Origin of the sequence: Pseudomonas sp. IzPS59, from assembly GCF_014863505.1 — a bacterium.
Taxonomy (GTDB): domain Bacteria; phylum Pseudomonadota; class Gammaproteobacteria; order Pseudomonadales; family Pseudomonadaceae; genus Aquipseudomonas; species Aquipseudomonas kribbensis.
The window spans coordinates 2713949-2730761 of the sequence record NZ_CP062251.1 but is presented as its reverse complement, the minus strand read 5'-3'; the positions used below and the strand labels follow the sequence as shown (position 1 = coordinate 2730761).

At 59.2% G+C, this 16813-nt stretch carries 13 protein-coding genes; all 13 read right to left on the bottom strand.

The features are described from left to right. Nucleotides 1-96: 96 nt before the first annotated feature. Complete coding sequence (locus IF189_RS12130) at nucleotides 97-1152, bottom strand: substrate-binding domain-containing protein (RefSeq protein WP_134826555.1); 1056 nt, start codon at nucleotides 1150-1152, stop codon at nucleotides 97-99. 31 nt (nucleotides 1153-1183) lie between these two features. Continuing rightward, nucleotides 1184-2209, bottom strand: coding sequence for an ABC transporter permease (locus IF189_RS12125; RefSeq protein ID WP_134826554.1), 1026 nt, complete (start codon nucleotides 2207-2209; stop codon nucleotides 1184-1186). Beyond that, on the bottom strand, nucleotides 2202-3758 hold the full coding sequence (locus tag IF189_RS12120; protein WP_134826553.1) for a sugar ABC transporter ATP-binding protein: 1557 nt from the start codon (nucleotides 3756-3758) through the stop codon (nucleotides 2202-2204). The genes IF189_RS12125 and IF189_RS12120 overlap by 8 nt, the downstream gene beginning before the upstream one ends. 8 nt (nucleotides 3759-3766) lie before the next feature. Then, nucleotides 3767-4438 carry a methionine ABC transporter permease gene (locus IF189_RS12115; protein ID WP_085733994.1) on the bottom strand — a complete coding sequence of 224 codons (672 nt, stop codon included), beginning with the start codon at nucleotides 4436-4438 and terminating at the stop codon, nucleotides 3767-3769. Beyond that, nucleotides 4435-5235 carry a methionine ABC transporter ATP-binding protein gene (locus IF189_RS12110; RefSeq protein ID WP_192553388.1) on the bottom strand — a complete coding sequence of 267 codons (801 nt, stop codon included), beginning with the start codon at nucleotides 5233-5235 and terminating at the stop codon, nucleotides 4435-4437. The genes IF189_RS12115 and IF189_RS12110 overlap by 4 nt, the downstream gene beginning before the upstream one ends. Beyond that, the gene (locus IF189_RS12105) at nucleotides 5232-6041 is read right to left on the bottom strand and encodes a MetQ/NlpA family ABC transporter substrate-binding protein (protein WP_192553387.1); all 810 of its coding nucleotides are present in this window, start codon (nucleotides 6039-6041) and stop codon (nucleotides 5232-5234) included. Before IF189_RS12105 ends, IF189_RS12110 begins: the two co-directional genes overlap by 4 nt. 27 nt (nucleotides 6042-6068) lie before the next feature. Then, nucleotides 6069-7121: an isopenicillin N synthase family dioxygenase gene (locus tag IF189_RS12100; protein ID WP_192553386.1), complete on the bottom strand. Its 1053-nt coding sequence runs from the start codon at nucleotides 7119-7121 to the stop codon at nucleotides 6069-6071. A 248-nt stretch (nucleotides 7122-7369) separates the two neighbouring features. Beyond that, complete coding sequence (locus tag IF189_RS12095) at nucleotides 7370-7765, bottom strand: hypothetical protein (RefSeq protein ID WP_114882430.1); 396 nt, start codon at nucleotides 7763-7765, stop codon at nucleotides 7370-7372. A 136-nt stretch (nucleotides 7766-7901) separates the two neighbouring features. Next, nucleotides 7902-8165 (bottom strand): PAAR domain-containing protein, encoded by a 264-nt coding sequence (locus IF189_RS12090; protein ID WP_134826549.1) that lies wholly within the window; start codon nucleotides 8163-8165, stop codon nucleotides 7902-7904. Between the two features lie 67 nt (nucleotides 8166-8232). Further along, nucleotides 8233-8565: a hypothetical protein gene (locus IF189_RS12085; protein ID WP_134826548.1), complete on the bottom strand. Its 333-nt coding sequence runs from the start codon at nucleotides 8563-8565 to the stop codon at nucleotides 8233-8235. Continuing rightward, the gene (locus IF189_RS12080; RefSeq protein WP_134826547.1) at nucleotides 8562-13214 is read right to left on the bottom strand and encodes an RHS repeat-associated core domain-containing protein; all 4653 of its coding nucleotides are present in this window, start codon (nucleotides 13212-13214) and stop codon (nucleotides 8562-8564) included. The genes IF189_RS12085 and IF189_RS12080 overlap by 4 nt, the downstream gene beginning before the upstream one ends. After that, nucleotides 13211-16096, bottom strand: a complete 2886-nt coding sequence (locus tag IF189_RS12075) for a type VI secretion system tip protein VgrG (protein WP_192552041.1) — start codon at nucleotides 16094-16096, stop codon at nucleotides 13211-13213. Before IF189_RS12075 ends, IF189_RS12080 begins: the two co-directional genes overlap by 4 nt. Before the next feature lie 128 nt (nucleotides 16097-16224). Continuing rightward, nucleotides 16225-16740, bottom strand: coding sequence for an Hcp family type VI secretion system effector (locus IF189_RS12070; protein ID WP_008084998.1), 516 nt, complete (start codon nucleotides 16738-16740; stop codon nucleotides 16225-16227). Nucleotides 16741-16813: the final 73 nt, after the last annotated feature.

Below are 16813 nucleotides of genomic sequence, written 5' to 3'. Positions count from 1 at the left end.
TTTATCGCAGCTAATACCCGTCCGCTGCCGACAAAAAAGGAGTCGTCAGTCAGTGCACGGCATATGTCTGCTGTAGTTTTTTGGGGGTTGGGATTTTCAGTTCGCCACAGGAATCCACGGCGCCCGCGCGACGTTGGCGGTATCACCGAAGGACGGCAGTTTCTGTCCCAGATCGCGGACGTTTTTCACATCCAGATCCAGCAACTGCTGGCGGGTAATCAGGGTCGGCGGCACCAGCACCTTGTGCCCCGGATTCTCGCCGGCGATCAGCAGCGCCAGGCTGCGCACGCTGATCGCGCCGGCCACTTGCGGATTGACCGCCGCCGTCGCCGCCCAGGCGCTGTCGGGTTCCTTCATGATTTGAATGTCGGCGGTGGAAATGTCGGCGCTGTAGATCTTCACCTTGCTGCTCAGGCCCGCCTCATCGACGGCGATCTTCGCGCCTTTGGCGAACTCGTCGAACGGCGCGAAGATCACGCTGATCCCCGGATTGGCCCGCAGCACGGCGCTGGCCTGATCGGCCACGGAGTTGGCAATTGGCGGATTGAGCGTGCCGAACCGCGCCTTCTCGATGATCCCCGGATTACTCTTTTTGACCTGGCTCCAGATCTCGTCGCGACGCTCCATCGGTGTGAAACCGCTGATGTAAACGTACCCGGCGTCGAAGCGGGTGCCGTTGTCCTTCACCGCTTGATCGAGTGCCAGACGCGCCAGTGCGTGGTGGTCCTGCTCGACTTGAGTCACCTGCGGCGTGTTCAGATCGACGTCGAACGCGACGACCTTGATGCCTTTGGCAAGAGCCCGGTCAATCGGCCCCTTGAGGGTTTCGGCCAGACCCAGTTGCACGATGATCCCGTCAACGCCAAGGTCGGCCGCCTGATCGATCATCTCGCCCTGGCTGGCCGCCTGTTGCCGGGCATCGAATACCCGCAGGTTGGCGCCCAGCGCTTCGGTCTGTTTCTCGACGCCGCGCAGGTAGGCTTCAGGGAAATCCCCGGAAAACAGATACCCCACCAGCGCAATTTGTACCTGACCTTTATCGAACGGTGCCGGCGCCCCCGGCAAGGCTTTGGCCTGGGCATTCAGCGCCAGTGCCGATAGCAAGGCACCGGTGAGGCAATGACGTGCGAACTGCTTGATTGAACCGTGCATGGATCTTTCCTTGAAGCATCAATGAACCGGCTCAGCGCGCCCGATGCGCGAGGCCGAAGGTGAACATCAGGGCCAGCACCAGCACCAGTCCCTTGACGAAATCCTGTGCGTAATACGGTGCGTTGAGCATGGTCAGGCCGTTGAGCAACGACGCCACCAGCAGCGCACCGACCAGCGTGCCGAACGCGTTGGGCTTCTTCGCCCCGAGCACGGCAAAACCGATCAGCGCAGCGCCGAGCGCATCCAGCACCAGACCGTTGCCGGAGCTGACATCGCCGCGCCCCAACCGCGCCGCCAGCAACACTCCACCGAGCGAGGCCAGCAGCGCCGAAAACACGTAAGCGAGCAACTTGAAGCGCTGCACCGGCGCACCGGCCAGGCGCGCCGCCTGCTCGTTGCCGCCAATCGCATAGAACAACCGGCCGATGCGCGTACGTTCGAGAAACAGCCACACCGCCAGCGCGACAACCGCCGTGATCAACACCGGAACCGGCACCACGTCCCACAGCCGTCCACGTCCAAGCGCAAGAAACAGCGCACTGAACGAGCCTTCGGTTTCATCGCCATTGGGCAGGGTCATGCCCACCGCAATCGAGCGCCCGCCCGTGGGAATCAGTTGCACGCCGATCACCAGAAACATGCTGCCCAGCGTCGCGAGAATGTCCGGCACGCGCATCTTCACGATCAGCCAGCCGTTGAGCAGCCCGACCAACGCGCCGCCCGCCAGACTGATCAGCACCGCCGGCAGCGCGCCCCAACCGAGCACCACCATCACGTAACTGGCGATCATCAGGCTCATGGCGGCCACCGCGCCGATCGACAGATCCAACCCGCCGACAGCCATGGTCAGGGTCACGCCCAACGCCAACAACGCGACAATCGACACCGACTGCAAGATGCTGAACAGGTTGCCGACCCGCAGAAACGCCGGCTCCGCCACACTGAAAAACACCACGATCAATGCCAGCACCCACAGCAGGCCGTAGCGAATCAGCGCCTGCACGAAGCGCTCGGACGTCGCCGGCGCGGATGACAACAGGGAACTCGAATCAGGCACTCGCTCTACTCCTTGGCGCGGCTTGAACAAAAGAATTCTGCGGATCGACACCGGCCAGCGCAGCGACCAGAACGGCGCGATCCAGACCGGCACGCGGGTACTCGGCGACCACCGCGTGATCGCGTACCAGCAGTATCCGGTCGGCGATCTCCAGGGCTTCATCGACATCCGCACAGATCACCAGCGTGGCGCGGCCATCGGCGCTGTTGCGCAACAGCTGGCCGATCTCGCGTCGGGCACGTACGTCTACGCCCTGAAACGGCTCGTCGAGGATCAGCACCCTGCCCTCGCCAAGCAGCCAGCGACCGAGCACGACTTTCTGTTGATTGCCGCCGGACAGCGCGCTCATCGGCACATCGATGCCGGCAGTCTTGATCCCCAGCGCCGCGACCTGCGCCTCCACCGCTGCCGCTTCGGCACGATTGCGGATGAAACCACCACGGGTGAAGCGTTCGAGAAACGGCAGGGTCAGGGTTCGGCGCAATGAAAAATCCGGCACCAGCGATTGGCTGGCCCGGTCTTCGGCGGCGAAGAACACGCCGCTCTGGATCGCCTGACGCGGCGAGCCCGGCTGCCAGTCGGCGCCGTCCAGTTGCAATGACCCGGACAAGGGTTTGCGCAGACCGAACAGCACTTCGGCGATCTCGCTCTTGCCGGCGCCGAGCAATCCGGTCAGCACCACCACTTCACCTTCGTGCAGGGTCAGGTCAAACGCTTGCGTGCGTGGCAGCAGTTTCACTTCGCGCAGCTTCAGCACTTCGCGCCCTGCGGCTCGCGGCGTGTAGACATGCGCCTTCAGCGCCTGGCCGAGCATGGCTTCCAGCGCTTGAGGCAGTTGCCGCGAACTGAATTCGCCGGCCAGTTGCCCGTCACGCAGGACGATGGCGCGATCCGCCACTCGTTGCAGATCCGACAGACGATGGGAGATATAAATGATCGCCACGCCCCGGCTGCGCAGCGTGTCGATCAGACCGAACAAGCGTTGTGCTTCGGCGTCCGACAGCGCCGCCGTGGGCTCATCGAGAATCAGCAACCGTGGCTGCAGAGCGAAGGCGCGGGCCAGCACCACCAGTTGCCGTTCGGCCTGGCCCAAATGTTCGATTGGTTGCTCCAGCGGCAACTCCAGCCCGAGGCCGGCGGCAATGCTCGCGGCACGTTCCAGCAGGCGTTTGCGGTTGAGCCAGAAGTCGCCGTCCGGGCGGCACAACTCGTCGAGCAGCAGGTTTTCCGCCACGCTCAAACCGGGTGCGATGCCCTCGTTGATCTGCTGATGAACCGCGACGATCCCGACCCGCCGAGCGGACAGCGGCGAGTTGAATTGCCGAGGCTGACCGTCCACCTGAATCTCGCCGCTGTCGGCCGACTGGCTACCGGCGAGGATCTTAACCAACGTTGACTTGCCCGCGCCGTTGGCGCCGAGCAACGCCACCACTTCGGCGGGAAAAATCTCCAGGCTGACCCGATCCAGCGCACGGTTCGAGCCGAAGGTCTTGCTCAGCTCACGGACACGAATCAGCGGCTCGGAGGCCACGGCGACAGGTGCACTCATAAGATTCCTTAACGTCGGTGAGCCAGCGAACGAACCAGCCGATCACCCAGGCTCTGCACACCCTGGACGAGAATGACCAGCACCACCACAGTGGCGACCATCACTTCATTGTTGAACCGCTGATAGCCATAACGGATGGCCAGATCGCCCAGTCCGCCGCCACCGATAACCCCGGCCATGGAGGAAAAACCGATCAGCATCACCAGCGTCAGGGTGACGCCCGCCAACAAGGCCGGCAGCGCTTCGGGCAGCAGCACTTTGAAAATCACGTGGCGGATGTCACCGCCCATGGCGAGGATCGCTTCGATCCGGCCCTTTTCCACTTCGTCCAGGGCGTTCTCGACGATCCGCGCAAAAAACGGAAAGGCGCCGATGGTGATCGGCACCACGGCGGCGGTACTGCCCAATGTGGTGCCCACCACCAGACGGGTCAGCGGGATCAGGGCAATCAGCATCACCACGAACGGCAGCGAGCGACCAAGGTTGATGATCGCGCCCAGTGCCTGATTGATCCGGGGCAACGGGTACAAACCCTGACGGCGGCTGATGAACAGCAACACCCCCAGCGGCAGGCCGATCAACAGTGTGAACAGCCCGGCGAGCAGCACCATGTACAGGGTTTCGCCGGTGGCGTTGAGCACCAGTTGCAGGATTTCATTCCAGTCGATCACGCGGTTCATGAGTGGGCCGCCCGTACGCCGTATTGCCGTAGAAAACTCAAACCGGGCGCGTCGTGCCCCAGCGGCAATCCGCAACTGGGCCGCAGAGAGGCACCGAGCGCGGAATCCGGAGTTGCCAGTAATCTGGCGACCGGGCCCGCCTCCACCAGCCTTCCGTTGGCCATGGACGCGGCGTGATCGCAGATCGAATGCACCACGTCCAGTTCATGAGTGATCAGCACGATGGTCAGTCCGAGCTGACGATTGATGTCGCGCAGCAGCTCCAGAATCGAAGCGGTGGTTTCCGGATCGAGCGCGCTGGTGGCTTCATCCGACAACAGATACGCCGGCCGCGCCGCCAGGGCCCGGGCAATCCCGACCCGCTGCTTTTGTCCACCCGAAAGTTGCGAAGGAAAGGCTTCAGCCTTGTCGCTCAGGCCCACCAGATCCAGCAGTTCCCGAACCCGTTCATGACGCTGTGGTCTGGCAACTTTGGCGATTTCCAGCGGCACCGCGACGTTGTCGAACACGTTGCGCGAATGCAGCAGATTGAAGCCCTGAAAGATCATGCCGATGCGCTGGCGCTGCCGACGCAGTTCCTGATCGGACAGTGCCGTGAGGTCTTCGCCGTCCAGCAGAATCCGCCCGGCGTCCGGACGTTCGAGCAGATTGAGGCAGCGCAGCAGCGTCGACTTGCCCGCGCCGCTGCGCCCGAGAATCCCGTAGATCGCGCCATCGGGAATGCTCAGCGATACCCGGTCCAGCGCCGGGGTCGATGCTGACGGATAGGTCTTGCTCAACCGCTCGACGACGATCATGGCTTGGCATCCGCCACCGGGATCACCGAGCCCTTGAAGCTCTCGGCGATGTACTTGGCCACTTGCGGCGAAGTCAGGTCCCTGGCCAGTTGCTGGATGCGCGGATCGTTCTCCAGTTTCGGCGTGGTCACCAGAATATTGGCGTACGGGTTGTGTTCGGCCTTCTCCAGACCGAGCGCATCCCTGGCCGGTACCAGCCCGGCTTCCAGCGCATAGTTGCCGTTGATCACCGCCAGGTCGACGTCGTCCAGCGCGCGGGGCAGTTGCGGCGATTCGATTTCGAGGATCTTCAAGTGTTTCGGGTTTTCGGCGATGTCCTTGGGCGTTGCCTGATCGGCTGCCGGGTCATTGAAACCGGGCTTGAGCTTGATCAGGCCGTTGTCCTGCAACAGGTACAGCGCACGGCTGAGGTTGGTGACGTTGTTCGGTACGGCGACGGTGCCTTTGTCCGGCATCTGGGCGAAGGTTTTGTGGCGATGGGAGTAAATGCCCAACGGCTCGATATGCACCGTCGCGGCCACCGCAAGTTTCTCGCCGAGGGCCTTTTCCTGGGATTGCAGGTACGGCAGATGCTGGAAGTAGTTGGCGTCCACATCGCCGTGTACCAGCAGCTCGTTGGAGTTCACGCCTTGAGGGATTTCGATCACCTTGAGGTTCAGTTGCGGATCAAGCTTCTGGATGTACGCGAGGATCTGCGCGTGGGGCACCGGGTCGGCCGCAACGCGCAATGGCTCCAGCGCTTGAGCGCCAAATGAAGTCACCAGTGCGCCGAGGACGGCCAGGGTCAAACCTGCTGTTTTCAACATGAGGAGAATCCTTTAGCGAGTGATGGATCAGGCGTTGGCGGTCTTGCGAGCCGCTGTTTCGGGCAGCAAGGCGTCGGCATAGAAGCGACGCGCCACATCAGGGTGCGAACGCAGCCGGCCCTTGAGGTAATTCCAGCCGACATCGCGGAACAGCGGATTGAGCGGATCGCTCGCCGGACCTCGCGCTTCGCGCAGCAACACCGCCGGCAGCGGGTACAGCGGCACCACCGCGTCGAGTTGCGCGCCAAGGAAAAACGCGATGGACAAGCGCTCACTCCCCGCCGGCGGCGAGACCACCCGATGTACCGTGGCGCGCAGGTAACCGTTGGTTGCCAGTTCCAGCAACTCGCCGATGTTGACCACCAGGGTGTTGTCCCGTGGCAAGGCGTCGATCCAGCGCCCCTCTTCGATCTCCACTTGCAGGCCGGCGTGCCGGTCTTGCAGCAGGAAACTGAGGAAACCCGAATCCTTGTGCGCGCCGACGCCCTGATTACTCGCCGTCGAGGACTGCCCCGGATAGCGCATCAGCTTGATGTGTTCGTTGGGTTTGTCACCGTACAACCGGTCGAAGGCGTTCTCCGGCAGCGCGAGTGCCTGGGCAAAAGCACGCAGCAGACGCAGCGACATATGGGTCATCGCTTGCTGCCAGTCGAGCAGCAACGGTTTGAGTTGCGGCAACGCCTGCGGCCATTGATTCGGACCTTGCAGACGCGCCCACAGCGGACTGTCGGCCGTCAGCGGCAAGACCTCACGCTCGGCGCCCAGATCAAACTGTTCACGTTGATCCGGCTGGCCGCGAGTGATCTCGGAAGCGGCGCGGTTGTAACCGCGAAAATGCGGCGAATTGATCATGCCGACGGCGGTTTTCTCGCTATCGGGCAAAGCGAAGAATTGGCGTGCGTGGTCTTGAACTTGATTGAGCAGGTTGGCGTCGATGCCATGGCCGGTCAGATAGAAAAAACCCACATCTCGGGCGGCGTGGCGCAGGTCATCGAGAAAAGCCTGGCGCTGCTGCGAGGTACCGTCGAGCTGCGACAGATCAAGGGTTGGTAATGCGGTGATGTCCAAGGTATGCGGCATGATTCACTCCCGTGTGAATCAAACCTGAAGAGCCTGTGATCGATTCAGCGTGTGCCGTCATGGCAATCGGGGGTCTGTCGGTTTGATGCTTTTGATTCGTCTGTGAAACAAAACTAAACGATATATAAAACTCCGAACAAATATCTTTTTTGCATTAGCTTAGGCCTGTCTATCGGGGGCTCAACTGACCTGAAGACCGACTGCGGCAATCGACTTGCCGTTGCAGTCGGTCCTGAATCGGCTGACGGCTACAGACCGACGCGCTTCAGCCCTTCGCGCATGCCCTGATCCGCTTGTTCGCACCATTGTTTGAGCGTGAGGTTCGGCGGCAGGTTGCTTTCCAGGCTCTTGTATTCCCCATCCGTGAACACTTCGCCTTTACGGCCAGACTGTTCGTTCTTGTCGCCGTCACGCTTGTCGAAATCACCCGGCATGTTGCCAACGAATGCAGCCATCTTGTTGGCGTTCTCGGTGCTGTCCGCTTTCAGGAATCCCTTGTCGACACAGCTTTTGATCAGGCCTGACATGTTGCGACCGTTGTCGTAAATCCCTTTCAGGGTGGCGGCGTCTTGCCCTTCGGCGTGGGCGAGCGAGTGGGTGCCAAACGCGGCTGCCATGGCGAGAATCAAAGAAGCGGTTTTCATATTTATTCCTTTAAATGGTGGAGAGTTTTGAGCTCTTTTTGAGGTGAAGCTTGTTTTGGTTGAAGCGTGTTTTGTTCAAACGACGCGCCGAAAAGGCCGCTTCATGGGAGATGGCAATCAATGCACAGATATGGATTCAACTGACCACGGCCCCTTTGGGTCCACTGGCGATCAACGCTGCACCGCAGGCGGTTTTCATGCCGTCGAGCGCGATGGGCACGCCATCGACGGTGTAGGTGCTGCTGCCCTCGGCAATCGGGAAAACCCCTTTGCACAATGGGCAACTGACCATGTGGCCGACCCCGGCAATCGGCTTGCCGTTGAGATCGGTCCGGGAGAAGGCTTCGAGCACCTTGCCACCGTGGGTGGTGTAGTCGCCGAGGCGGATTGCGTCTTTCATGTTGTCATTCCTTTGACCATGGCCTGTCTATTTGCACTGACGCACAATTCAGAAACTCAAGCGTTCTTCAAGCATTGCCCTTGATGCGAAATGCTTCCTTGAGCGGCACCTCTTCATCGTCATCACCATCCTCAAGACATCTATAGTCGCTGTCGCCCAACGCCGAGAGCATGGTTTGGTACAGGCTCAATGATTTGAAATTGACCTGAAGCCACAGAACGCTCTCACTTTCATAGATCACTCGAGCGTCATAATCAGCACTGCTGTTGAGCGACTGATCTTTCAGGTAGAGGTCGCCAGGCTGTTGCGCGCGAACGCATGCATCGCTGTCCTCTATTTCCTTCATTACCTTGCTGGCAGAGGTGGTGTCGTCGAACACCACCTTGTATTCATAACTCATGATCCGTGGGGCCTGTGTCGAACAGTCGGTAGGTCGGCAGGGTTGCGCATGCCGATGTGTGTTTTGTTTGGGTCGGTGGATACCGACCCACGATCGTCCAGCTGATTGCCGGAGGGGTCTTCTTTATGTATATGCGCGTTATTGCCTGACTTGTAAGGGCAAGGATTCTGGTTCCCGTATTTATGAACCCTGACCTCTGACCCATCGGGATGCTTCCACTTCTGATTGATGCCATTATCGTTGGTTTTTGTGAAACCGGCATTGGTCAATGTACTTCCTGCGCGACGGGTGCTCGTTCCCTTCATGCGAGGTAGATCCGAAGAGGCCGAGAGACCCAGCGGATCAACCCAAGTCAATGGATTGAGCACGTATTGATACAGGTTCAAGCCACCGGCGAGGCCAATAGGATCCTTACTGATGAAGCGTCCTGTTTCGGGTTCATAATATCGATAGCGATTTAAATGCAGACCGGTCTCATGATCATGATACTGACCCTGGAATCTTATCGGGTTCTTGATCCCATGTTGTCGGGCCCATTCTGAACGCTGTTCCGTGGCAACGCCCCAAACCTTGTACTGCGCACTCCAGGCAATCTGTCCCTGAGCATCCGTCAGCTCCTGTGGTGTTCCTAAATGATCGCATTGGTACCAGGCCAACGTATCAAACGGTGTCGCGATGGATTCGTTGTTCCAGACCGGGTCATTTTCCAGACTGTATTCACCATTGAACTCAGGCACTTCAGACAGGTTTATCGATACATGACGTACTGCCTGCGCCAGAGGAACATAGGATTGGGGTTCAAAAACGTAGTGAATCGTCCGACCGGGTGTTCCATCCATTTCATCCGGGCTGCTCTCCCAGGCCAAATTATCACCGTCCCAGCCATAGAGCGTAAAACCGCAACCCTGTTCACGCTGTACGCGACAATATTCATTGCGATTCCACTGAGAACCCGCCTCCGGCCGGCGTTTGAAGTGTGCAACGGATTTTTTGTAAAGGCGCCTGCCCAGCGCGTCATAAGCAAAGTCCACCGCAAGGCGGTTATCTTCGAAATGCACGAGGCGATCAAACAGGTCCCATTTCATCTGGCTGCGATTGTCGCTTTTCCAGCGCTGAATCATGTTGCCACGATTGTCATACTCGAAATGAGTGCCGGCGTACTCCTGCAACACATTGTCGGCCAGTTTGTTGTGCTGTGGGGTCAGATCCAGCGGCCCGCGCATTTCTGTGGCTTTGTTCTCCAACAGATTGCCCGCCGGATCGAACGCGAAAGTTTCCTCACCATGGCGAGTCATCGCGCTGAGCAACCGCCCGACAGGATCGTAGAGATAGGTGTGAGCACCGCGACGCGAATCATTGATGCCGGAAAGTTGCGCCGCAGCGTCATAATGATAATCACGTTTGAGCAGGGTCGCTTTGTCATCGCTCCGACCGATCAACTGCTCCTGCAGGCGCCCCAACGGATCCCACTTTTGCGATTGCACCAGGCGGTTGCCCTGATGGCGAGCCACCTCTCGATGCATGTCGTCGCGCTCATAGTTGACCAGCTCGTGATCATCAAGCCGCATACCCAACAGGTGACCACTGCCATAAGTCAGCCAGCTGACACGATGCCCGTCGGGACGAAGGGTCGCAACACGTTGATTCAACGCATCGTAGTCGTGCCGCCAGACGGCGACGGCTGGTTTTTCCAATGTAAGATAGTGATGGTGCTCGCGCTGAAGATTGCCGGCTGGGTCATGAAAGAACTGCAGGCGGCTATCGGCGTTTTCGGCCAACACCATCTTGCCGTTACCATCGTAGGCGAATGCCTCACTTTGTACCTGGTCCCCCTGGCTGGCTTGACGCCCTGTCACTCGCCCCATCGGGTCATAGCTGAATGAAACTATTCGCTCGCCGTCGATGATGCGTGCCAGACGCCCGGTTTCGAGATCGTACTGATAGTGAGAGGTACGACCATCGACGCCTGTTTCAGCCAACAGACGTCCAAGCGAATCATATCGAAATACCGTGGAGCGACCATTCTCGTTTTCCAGCCCGGTCAACCGACCCAACGTGTCCCAGCTGTAACGCAGGATCTGTTCAGTTGCGTCAACTCGTTCAATCACCAGACCTGCGGTGCTGTAACGCCAGGTAGTGCAATGGGCGAGGCCATCGGTATGCGCAAGTAACCGGCCTTCTGCGTCACGATCGAATCGCTCTTCGGTACCGTCTGGATGTCTGATCAGTACCAACTGGCCTGCACGGTATTCGTATTCAGTGCTTTCACCGCAGGCGTCCGTGAAACAAACCATCTGCCCACGCGAGTTGTATTCCCAGGCACTCTTCTTGCCAGAGCAGTCGGTGTATTTGACCAATTGTCCAAGGTCATTATATTCAAGGGTTTTTTCGTTTCCGTTGGCATCTTTGATAGCGACTGGTACGCCCGCCGCGTTGTAGGCGTACTCGGTCTTGTTCCCTAGCGGGTCGGTGGTCTCGACGAGATTGCCTTGATCATCAAAGCCGTGTTGCCATTGTCCGCCCTCGGCATCACTGATCTTGGTCAACAGGTCTTGATCGTCGTAAGCGAAATGCACTTCGCTGTTGTCGGCTCGAATATGTTCGAGGAGATTACCTCGCTCATCGTAGCTATAACGATCTGTGCTGCCATTGGCATGCACGTGCCTGATCAGGTTTTTTGCGTCATCCCGGAACAGCCACTCGGAACGCTCATCGGGGTGACGAATACGATAGGTGTAGCCAAGGATGTCGTAGTAGTGCCAGGTCTCGTTTCCGTGGGCATCGGTCACGTAAGTCAGACGAATGTTTTCGTCCCATTCCAGTCGGGTGTCGAAGCTGCCATCATCCGCCCATTCCCGAATGGCCTTGGCATCGGGTCCCTGGCCAAGCCACTCGATGTTCATGCCTCGTTCGGTTCGATCCGTATAGCGTGTGATCAGATGGTGTTGATACTGATAATTCCAGACTGCGCCATTCTCATCTTGAGCCAAAATGAGGTCACCGTTGGTGTCGTATTGATACGCACACAGTTGACGCTCTGGTTGACCCTCGCAAATTTCCCAGAACCCCGCAAGGCGCCCGTGCTCATCCATCATTGTGCCGATATGCGTGAGGACATTCGTAACATCGCCCTGATATGTCATCAGGTCGGACAGCACAGGCGTGTCCCCATGGCGGTGCTCATAATGCAGTTTGATACCCGCACCGCTACGCAAGACAACGCCACTCAACAGATAACGCTGTCCACTTCGAACATAGGACTCTCGTCGCTCGAAGCCACGGCATATCAGCAGCTCAGTTTCATCTACTCGAACCAGCGTGATGTTTTCTATCGCGTCGTAATGAAACTGTCCGACTTTCGGTAAAGGGAAGAAATGACTACGGCCGTCTATATCGTGGAACTGCAACCCCTCGTCGACACAGTCCAGACGCGTCGTAAATTCAGTGATCCACCGAGCGCCCATTTCACCTTGATCGTAAGCGTCGAGTCGTGAACTATAGGTACGCACCCACTCGATCGAAAACGGTCCAGGCAAACGAAAGTCAACATGGCTGAGGCTTTCTGACCCCAAAGCGAAGCTGATACTGTTTCCGGTACCTGCCTTGACGCCGTTTTTGCAGCTGTTGCAATTCGCTGATGCCGGTGCCTGACGACTGCTGGCTTCAAGACGACCTTCGCCGGCCTTATGCTTGGCTTGGGTGGTTGCATTTGGCTTGAGGACTGCACTTTGCCCGTGTCCACGACGTTTGCGAAAACTGGTGACAGCGCCGCTCAATACCTGAATCAACCAACCGATTGAATGCCGTGTGCCAGGGTCGGCCAATTTACTCAGCTGGCTTCGCAACTCTGGACCCAGCGCTTTTAACGAAGTGGTGTGTTTGATCACTAACTGCCTGGCTTGCTCCGGAAGAAGGTTCTTCGCCGCACTATTGGCTACGCCTTTTCCAGCTGCTTTATAGGCACTGAATGCTGCACCAAAAATATTACTGATCGCAGCTTTCGGATCATTGAGCAACTGATCGCCTGCGGCGCTCAACTTTTGTCTGGCTGCCTGAACATCACCCTTAGCGTTGAGATTGCCATTGACCGTTGTCTCCAGACCTTTGGCGATTTCGGTAATTGCACTCTGACCCAGTTCGCCCGCATCGTTGAGAATACCCGCAAGCTTGGGTTGGGCCTGCTTTACAAAGTCATCGATGGTACCAACAATTGTGGCGTTCAAATGCCCGACCAACACCTCGATCATCGAATCACCCAACAGCATTTTGGCGCTATTGCGTAACTCCTGACGTACAAGGAACAGCGTCGGGCGCAAACTCATACGAGCTGCAGCCATTGTCGGCGGTGCCGGCAGCACACCGATCAAGTTGATGCCCAGACTGACCCAGTCGAGCACTTCACGTTGCTTGCTTTTGGCCAGAGTTACAATGTCACCCAAGGCATCGACCAGTGCCATGATGTTACCGATGACAGGCAAGGCCCCCGCGACATTCTTGATGCGATCCAAAGTAACCACACCACCACTGATCGATTGCAGCCATGCGTCAAAAACCGCAGCGCCACGTCCTACATCCTTGATGTCAACGGTATTGAGTGGAACGATCGCAACTTGAGGTTCACGTTTCACAACAGCAGTTTCAGTGGTCATGACAGCATCTCACCCGCCGGCAGGCCCGGGGTTTTAATAGAAGTTTTTGGCAGGGCTGGAGCCGGAAGCGTTGGCAACTTGCCCGCCTTGCTCGCCGCCCCGAGAATCCCCGACGCACTCGGCATCGCCGCACTCGCCAGCTTCGGCAACCCTGCCGCCCCGCCCTGCATCACACCTTTCACCTGCTGCGCCGTTTGCATCGCACCCATCCCTGTCTGTGCCAATTCCTTGCCCTTCTCCAACATGTCCCAGTTCTTGCTCGGCAACGCCTGCGCCACCATCGCCTGCACCTGACTCGGCACGTCTTCGGCACCCGGCGGATTCAACGGCCATTCCGGCTTGCCGATGTAGCTGCCTTCACTCCAGGTGTCCGCCGGATCCTTGCCGAACAGCACGCGCGCCGGCCCCGGTGCGGCGCCGGCAACACTGGCGAAGCCCTTCGCATCGAGCTTGCCCTTGATGCTCTTGCCCAAGGCATCGATGACTTCGTAATCGCCGTCCTTGATGCCCTGACGCCCGGCGTACTGGTTGAACAATTCGAGGTTGCCCTTGCCCGGTTTCGGCGGTTCCGGGAACACACCGGCCAGACTTTTGGCGCCGGTGTAGGCGAAGTTCGCCGCATGCGCGGTGTACGGGCCGCTAGTGGCGTGGGTGATGCCGCCGGCGTTGTAGGTCGTGGCGCTGCCGCCGCCCTGGATCACCAGTTCGGTCTTGGCGGTGATGGTGATCCGGTCGGCGTTGGCGGTGATGTTGAGTTTGGCCAGCAGGTTGATGCTGTCCTTCAGCGCCTTGACGTCGATGTCGCCGGAGGCCGCCACCAGTCGCCAGCCCATGCTCTGCACGAACAGGCGCATGCCGCGACTGGCACTGGCCAGCAGGCGTTTGCCGATGGAAAAACTGGTGTGCCCGGTGCTGCTCAGCGCCAGGTGTTCGCCGGTGGCGATGTGGCTGGAGCGCGGTGTGGTCAGGGCGATGCCGGCCGGACTGGCGAGCACCAGATGCGGCTCGGTGAATTCGGGAAATTCGTTGGCGGTGAGGTTTGCAGGTCCCGAGCCGAGTACGCCTTGGTGCTGGGCGTGCAAGGCCTTGGCCACGTCGTCCTGATCACCGGCCTCTTGAGCCTGAAGCTCTTTGGCCTGCGTGGCGAAACCGTCCTGTTGATCACTGGCCGTGGCCAGGCGTTCGGCGGTTTCCGGCAGGTCCTTGTGGTGTTTGGATTCGTTCGGGCGCGGTTCGGTGGTGATCAACAGGCCGGCACCGGCACGCACCGCGCCGTGGCGGTCGGTTCTTAACTCAAAACCTTCACCCCGAGGCTGGCCGCCGCTCGGGCGCGGGTGGGTCAGGTAACCGAGGTTGATCGCACTCGCACCGTGGTCACTGCGCAGCGCGATGCTGATTTCGCTGGTGGTGTCGTCGATGCGCAGTTCGTTGGCGCGGCTGCCCTTGTACTCCTTGCTCTTGACCGTGGCCAGGGTCTTGAAGTCCGGCAGTTTGTACGGCGGCAGGTTGGCGCCGTGGTACAGGCAACCGGTGATCAGCGGCTGGTCGGGATCGCCTTCGAGGAAGGTGATCAGCACTTCCATGCCGACCCGCGGAATGTTGATTGAGCCAAAGGTTTCGGCGGCCCAACTGGAGGCCACGCGCATCCAGCAGGTGGTCTTGTCGTCGTGCTGGCCTTCGCGGTCCCAGAAGAACTGCACCTTCACCCGGCCGTACTGGTCGCAGAAGATTTCTTCGCCCTCGGGACCTGTGACCACGGCGCTTTGCGAGCCAAGGACCTTGGGCTTCGGGTGATCCAGCGGCGGACGGTACGGCACGTCCCAGGGGATGGCGTTGAAGCGGTTGCGATAGCCCTGATGGAAATCGTCCTTGTCGTCGGTGGTGTCACTGGTGACCGACTCTTCCAGCACTTGCGGCTGCTTGCCTTCGTGGAAGATTTCGGTGAGCAGCCACAGGTCGTTCCACGTCGGGTTGGCGTGGTCGGTCAGGGCCAGAAAATGGCCCGTGACCAGAATCGGCTGGTCGCTGTTGCCCTCGGCCAGGCGATAGTCGCTGCGGTGGCGTTCGAGGTTGCGGTTGGCCAGGTGCTTGCCACGTTCGCGGTCCACGAATCGGCCCGGGTAATCGTAGTCTTCCAGGTCCGGTTGGGCACTGCTTTTGGCGTCGCTTTCCAGTTCGATCTTCGGTTTGACGAAGTCGTAATCGCGCCGCGTGGTGCGGCTGGTGCGCGTGGCCAGGCGCAGGCCGAAACGCTTGACCACCGGTTTGTCCGCCACCAGCCCGGAGTCCTGCTGGTAGGCCACGGGCGCGAGTTTCGGGAACACCGTCTGATCATCGCCGAAGGTCAGTTTGTGGCCGCTGGACGTGTGCTGGAAGTGGTAGTGAATCCCCTCCTCTTCGCACAGGCGCTGGACGAAGTGCAGGTCCGATTCGTCGTACTGCGTGCAGTAGATGCGCTCGGGATAGATCGCGCTCAGCTGGAAGTGGTAATCGCTGGCGAGGATGCCGTGTTCTTCCAGCACCTTGCTAATGATTTGCTGCACGGTCATCTGCTGGAAGATGCGCTGATTGAAGCGGTGCGCGAGGTAGGAAAGCTGCGGGCGCAGGGAGATCTTGTAGCGGGTCAGGCGTTTGCCCGCTTCGCCTTGGGCGATGCTGTAGATCAGCCCGTGAATCCCGGTGCCGCTCGGCGACAGCTGAAGAAACGCCAGTTTGTGCAGCAGGCTTTCGAGGTTGATCGAGGCCTTTTCGCTGACCAGTTCCAGCTCGAATTCGAAGGGCGTGTTGAGGGCTTCCCGGCCGGTGAACGACAGCACCTGGAAATCGCTGTCCGCGCCATCGATGGTCAGGTTGAAATGAGGCTGGTTGGCAGGTGAGAACATTCCCTTGTCCCTCGCGCAGTGCTGCAACACACGCCAGATCGGTAAGGATCTGACGTCGAAAAATCATTGAGTTGTAAAGGTACCTCGACCGAAAAAACCGGCCGAGGCGATACAAACATCAGTCGCGATTAAACGACTGGAGCACGCCAGTCATCGGAACCCGAAGTACCGGATACTTCGTGGGTCCAGGTGATTTTGCGGTAGGTGAACTGCACTTCTTCCAGGTGGGTGAAGTGCGCGTTGCCTGGATCCTGGCAGTTGTGCATTTTGTTGTTGATGGCGACGATGATCGCGTCTTCCAGTTTGGTGGTGTAGTAGTGCTCTTGGGTACCTTGAGCCGAAGTGCGGTACCACTGGATAACGATTTCGCTCATGCGCTCGCCGGAGGTCAGAGCCGCTTGCAGCAGCGGCGAAGCCTTGTCGTAGACCTTGGTGATCACAACTGGCTTGTGCACGCGCTGACCGGTTGGCTGACCGGATTGCGGGTCACGCGGGATGATCACGTCGTGGGTGAAAGCCTGAACCATGACCTGGTCTTCGTGGCCTTCCTGAAAGGTGTTGCCAACGGAGTCGGCAGTGAAGGCGCCGGCAGTGATCAGGCCTTGTTTTTCGCCGGTAACCGACATGTACGCGGGTGTTGCCATGGGGTGTGCTCCTTGCTCAAAAGACAGGACCGGACGGCGTGATTGCCTGTCCAGGCGACAAAGGAGGAATCAA

What these genes read in the sequence shown, in the direction of transcription:
- IF189_RS12130 (WP_134826555.1), bottom strand. Translation starts at nt 1,152, where the DNA reads ATGCACGGTTCAATCAAGCAGTTCGCACGTCATTGCCTCACCGGTGCC.
- IF189_RS12120 (WP_134826553.1), bottom strand. Translation starts at nt 3,758, where the DNA reads ATGAGTGCACCTGTCGCCGTGGCCTCCGAGCCGCTGATTCGTGTCCGT.
- IF189_RS12115 (WP_085733994.1), bottom strand. Translation starts at nt 4,438, where the DNA reads ATGAACCGCGTGATCGACTGGAATGAAATCCTGCAACTGGTGCTCAAC.
- IF189_RS12110 (WP_192553388.1), bottom strand. Translation starts at nt 5,235, where the DNA reads ATGATCGTCGTCGAGCGGTTGAGCAAGACCTATCCGTCAGCATCGACC.
- IF189_RS12105 (WP_192553387.1), bottom strand. Translation starts at nt 6,041, where the DNA reads ATGTTGAAAACAGCAGGTTTGACCCTGGCCGTCCTCGGCGCACTGGTG.
- IF189_RS12100 (WP_192553386.1), bottom strand. Translation starts at nt 7,121, where the DNA reads ATGCCGCATACCTTGGACATCACCGCATTACCAACCCTTGATCTGTCG.
- IF189_RS12095 (WP_114882430.1), bottom strand. Translation starts at nt 7,765, where the DNA reads ATGAAAACCGCTTCTTTGATTCTCGCCATGGCAGCCGCGTTTGGCACC.
- IF189_RS12090 (WP_134826549.1), bottom strand. Translation starts at nt 8,165, where the DNA reads ATGAAAGACGCAATCCGCCTCGGCGACTACACCACCCACGGTGGCAAG.
- IF189_RS12085 (WP_134826548.1), bottom strand. Translation starts at nt 8,565, where the DNA reads ATGAGTTATGAATACAAGGTGGTGTTCGACGACACCACCTCTGCCAGC.
- IF189_RS12080 (WP_134826547.1), bottom strand. Translation starts at nt 13,214, where the DNA reads ATGACCACTGAAACTGCTGTTGTGAAACGTGAACCTCAAGTTGCGATC.
- IF189_RS12075 (WP_192552041.1), bottom strand. Translation starts at nt 16,096, where the DNA reads ATGTTCTCACCTGCCAACCAGCCTCATTTCAACCTGACCATCGATGGC.
- IF189_RS12070 (WP_008084998.1), bottom strand. Translation starts at nt 16,740, where the DNA reads ATGGCAACACCCGCGTACATGTCGGTTACCGGCGAAAAACAAGGCCTG.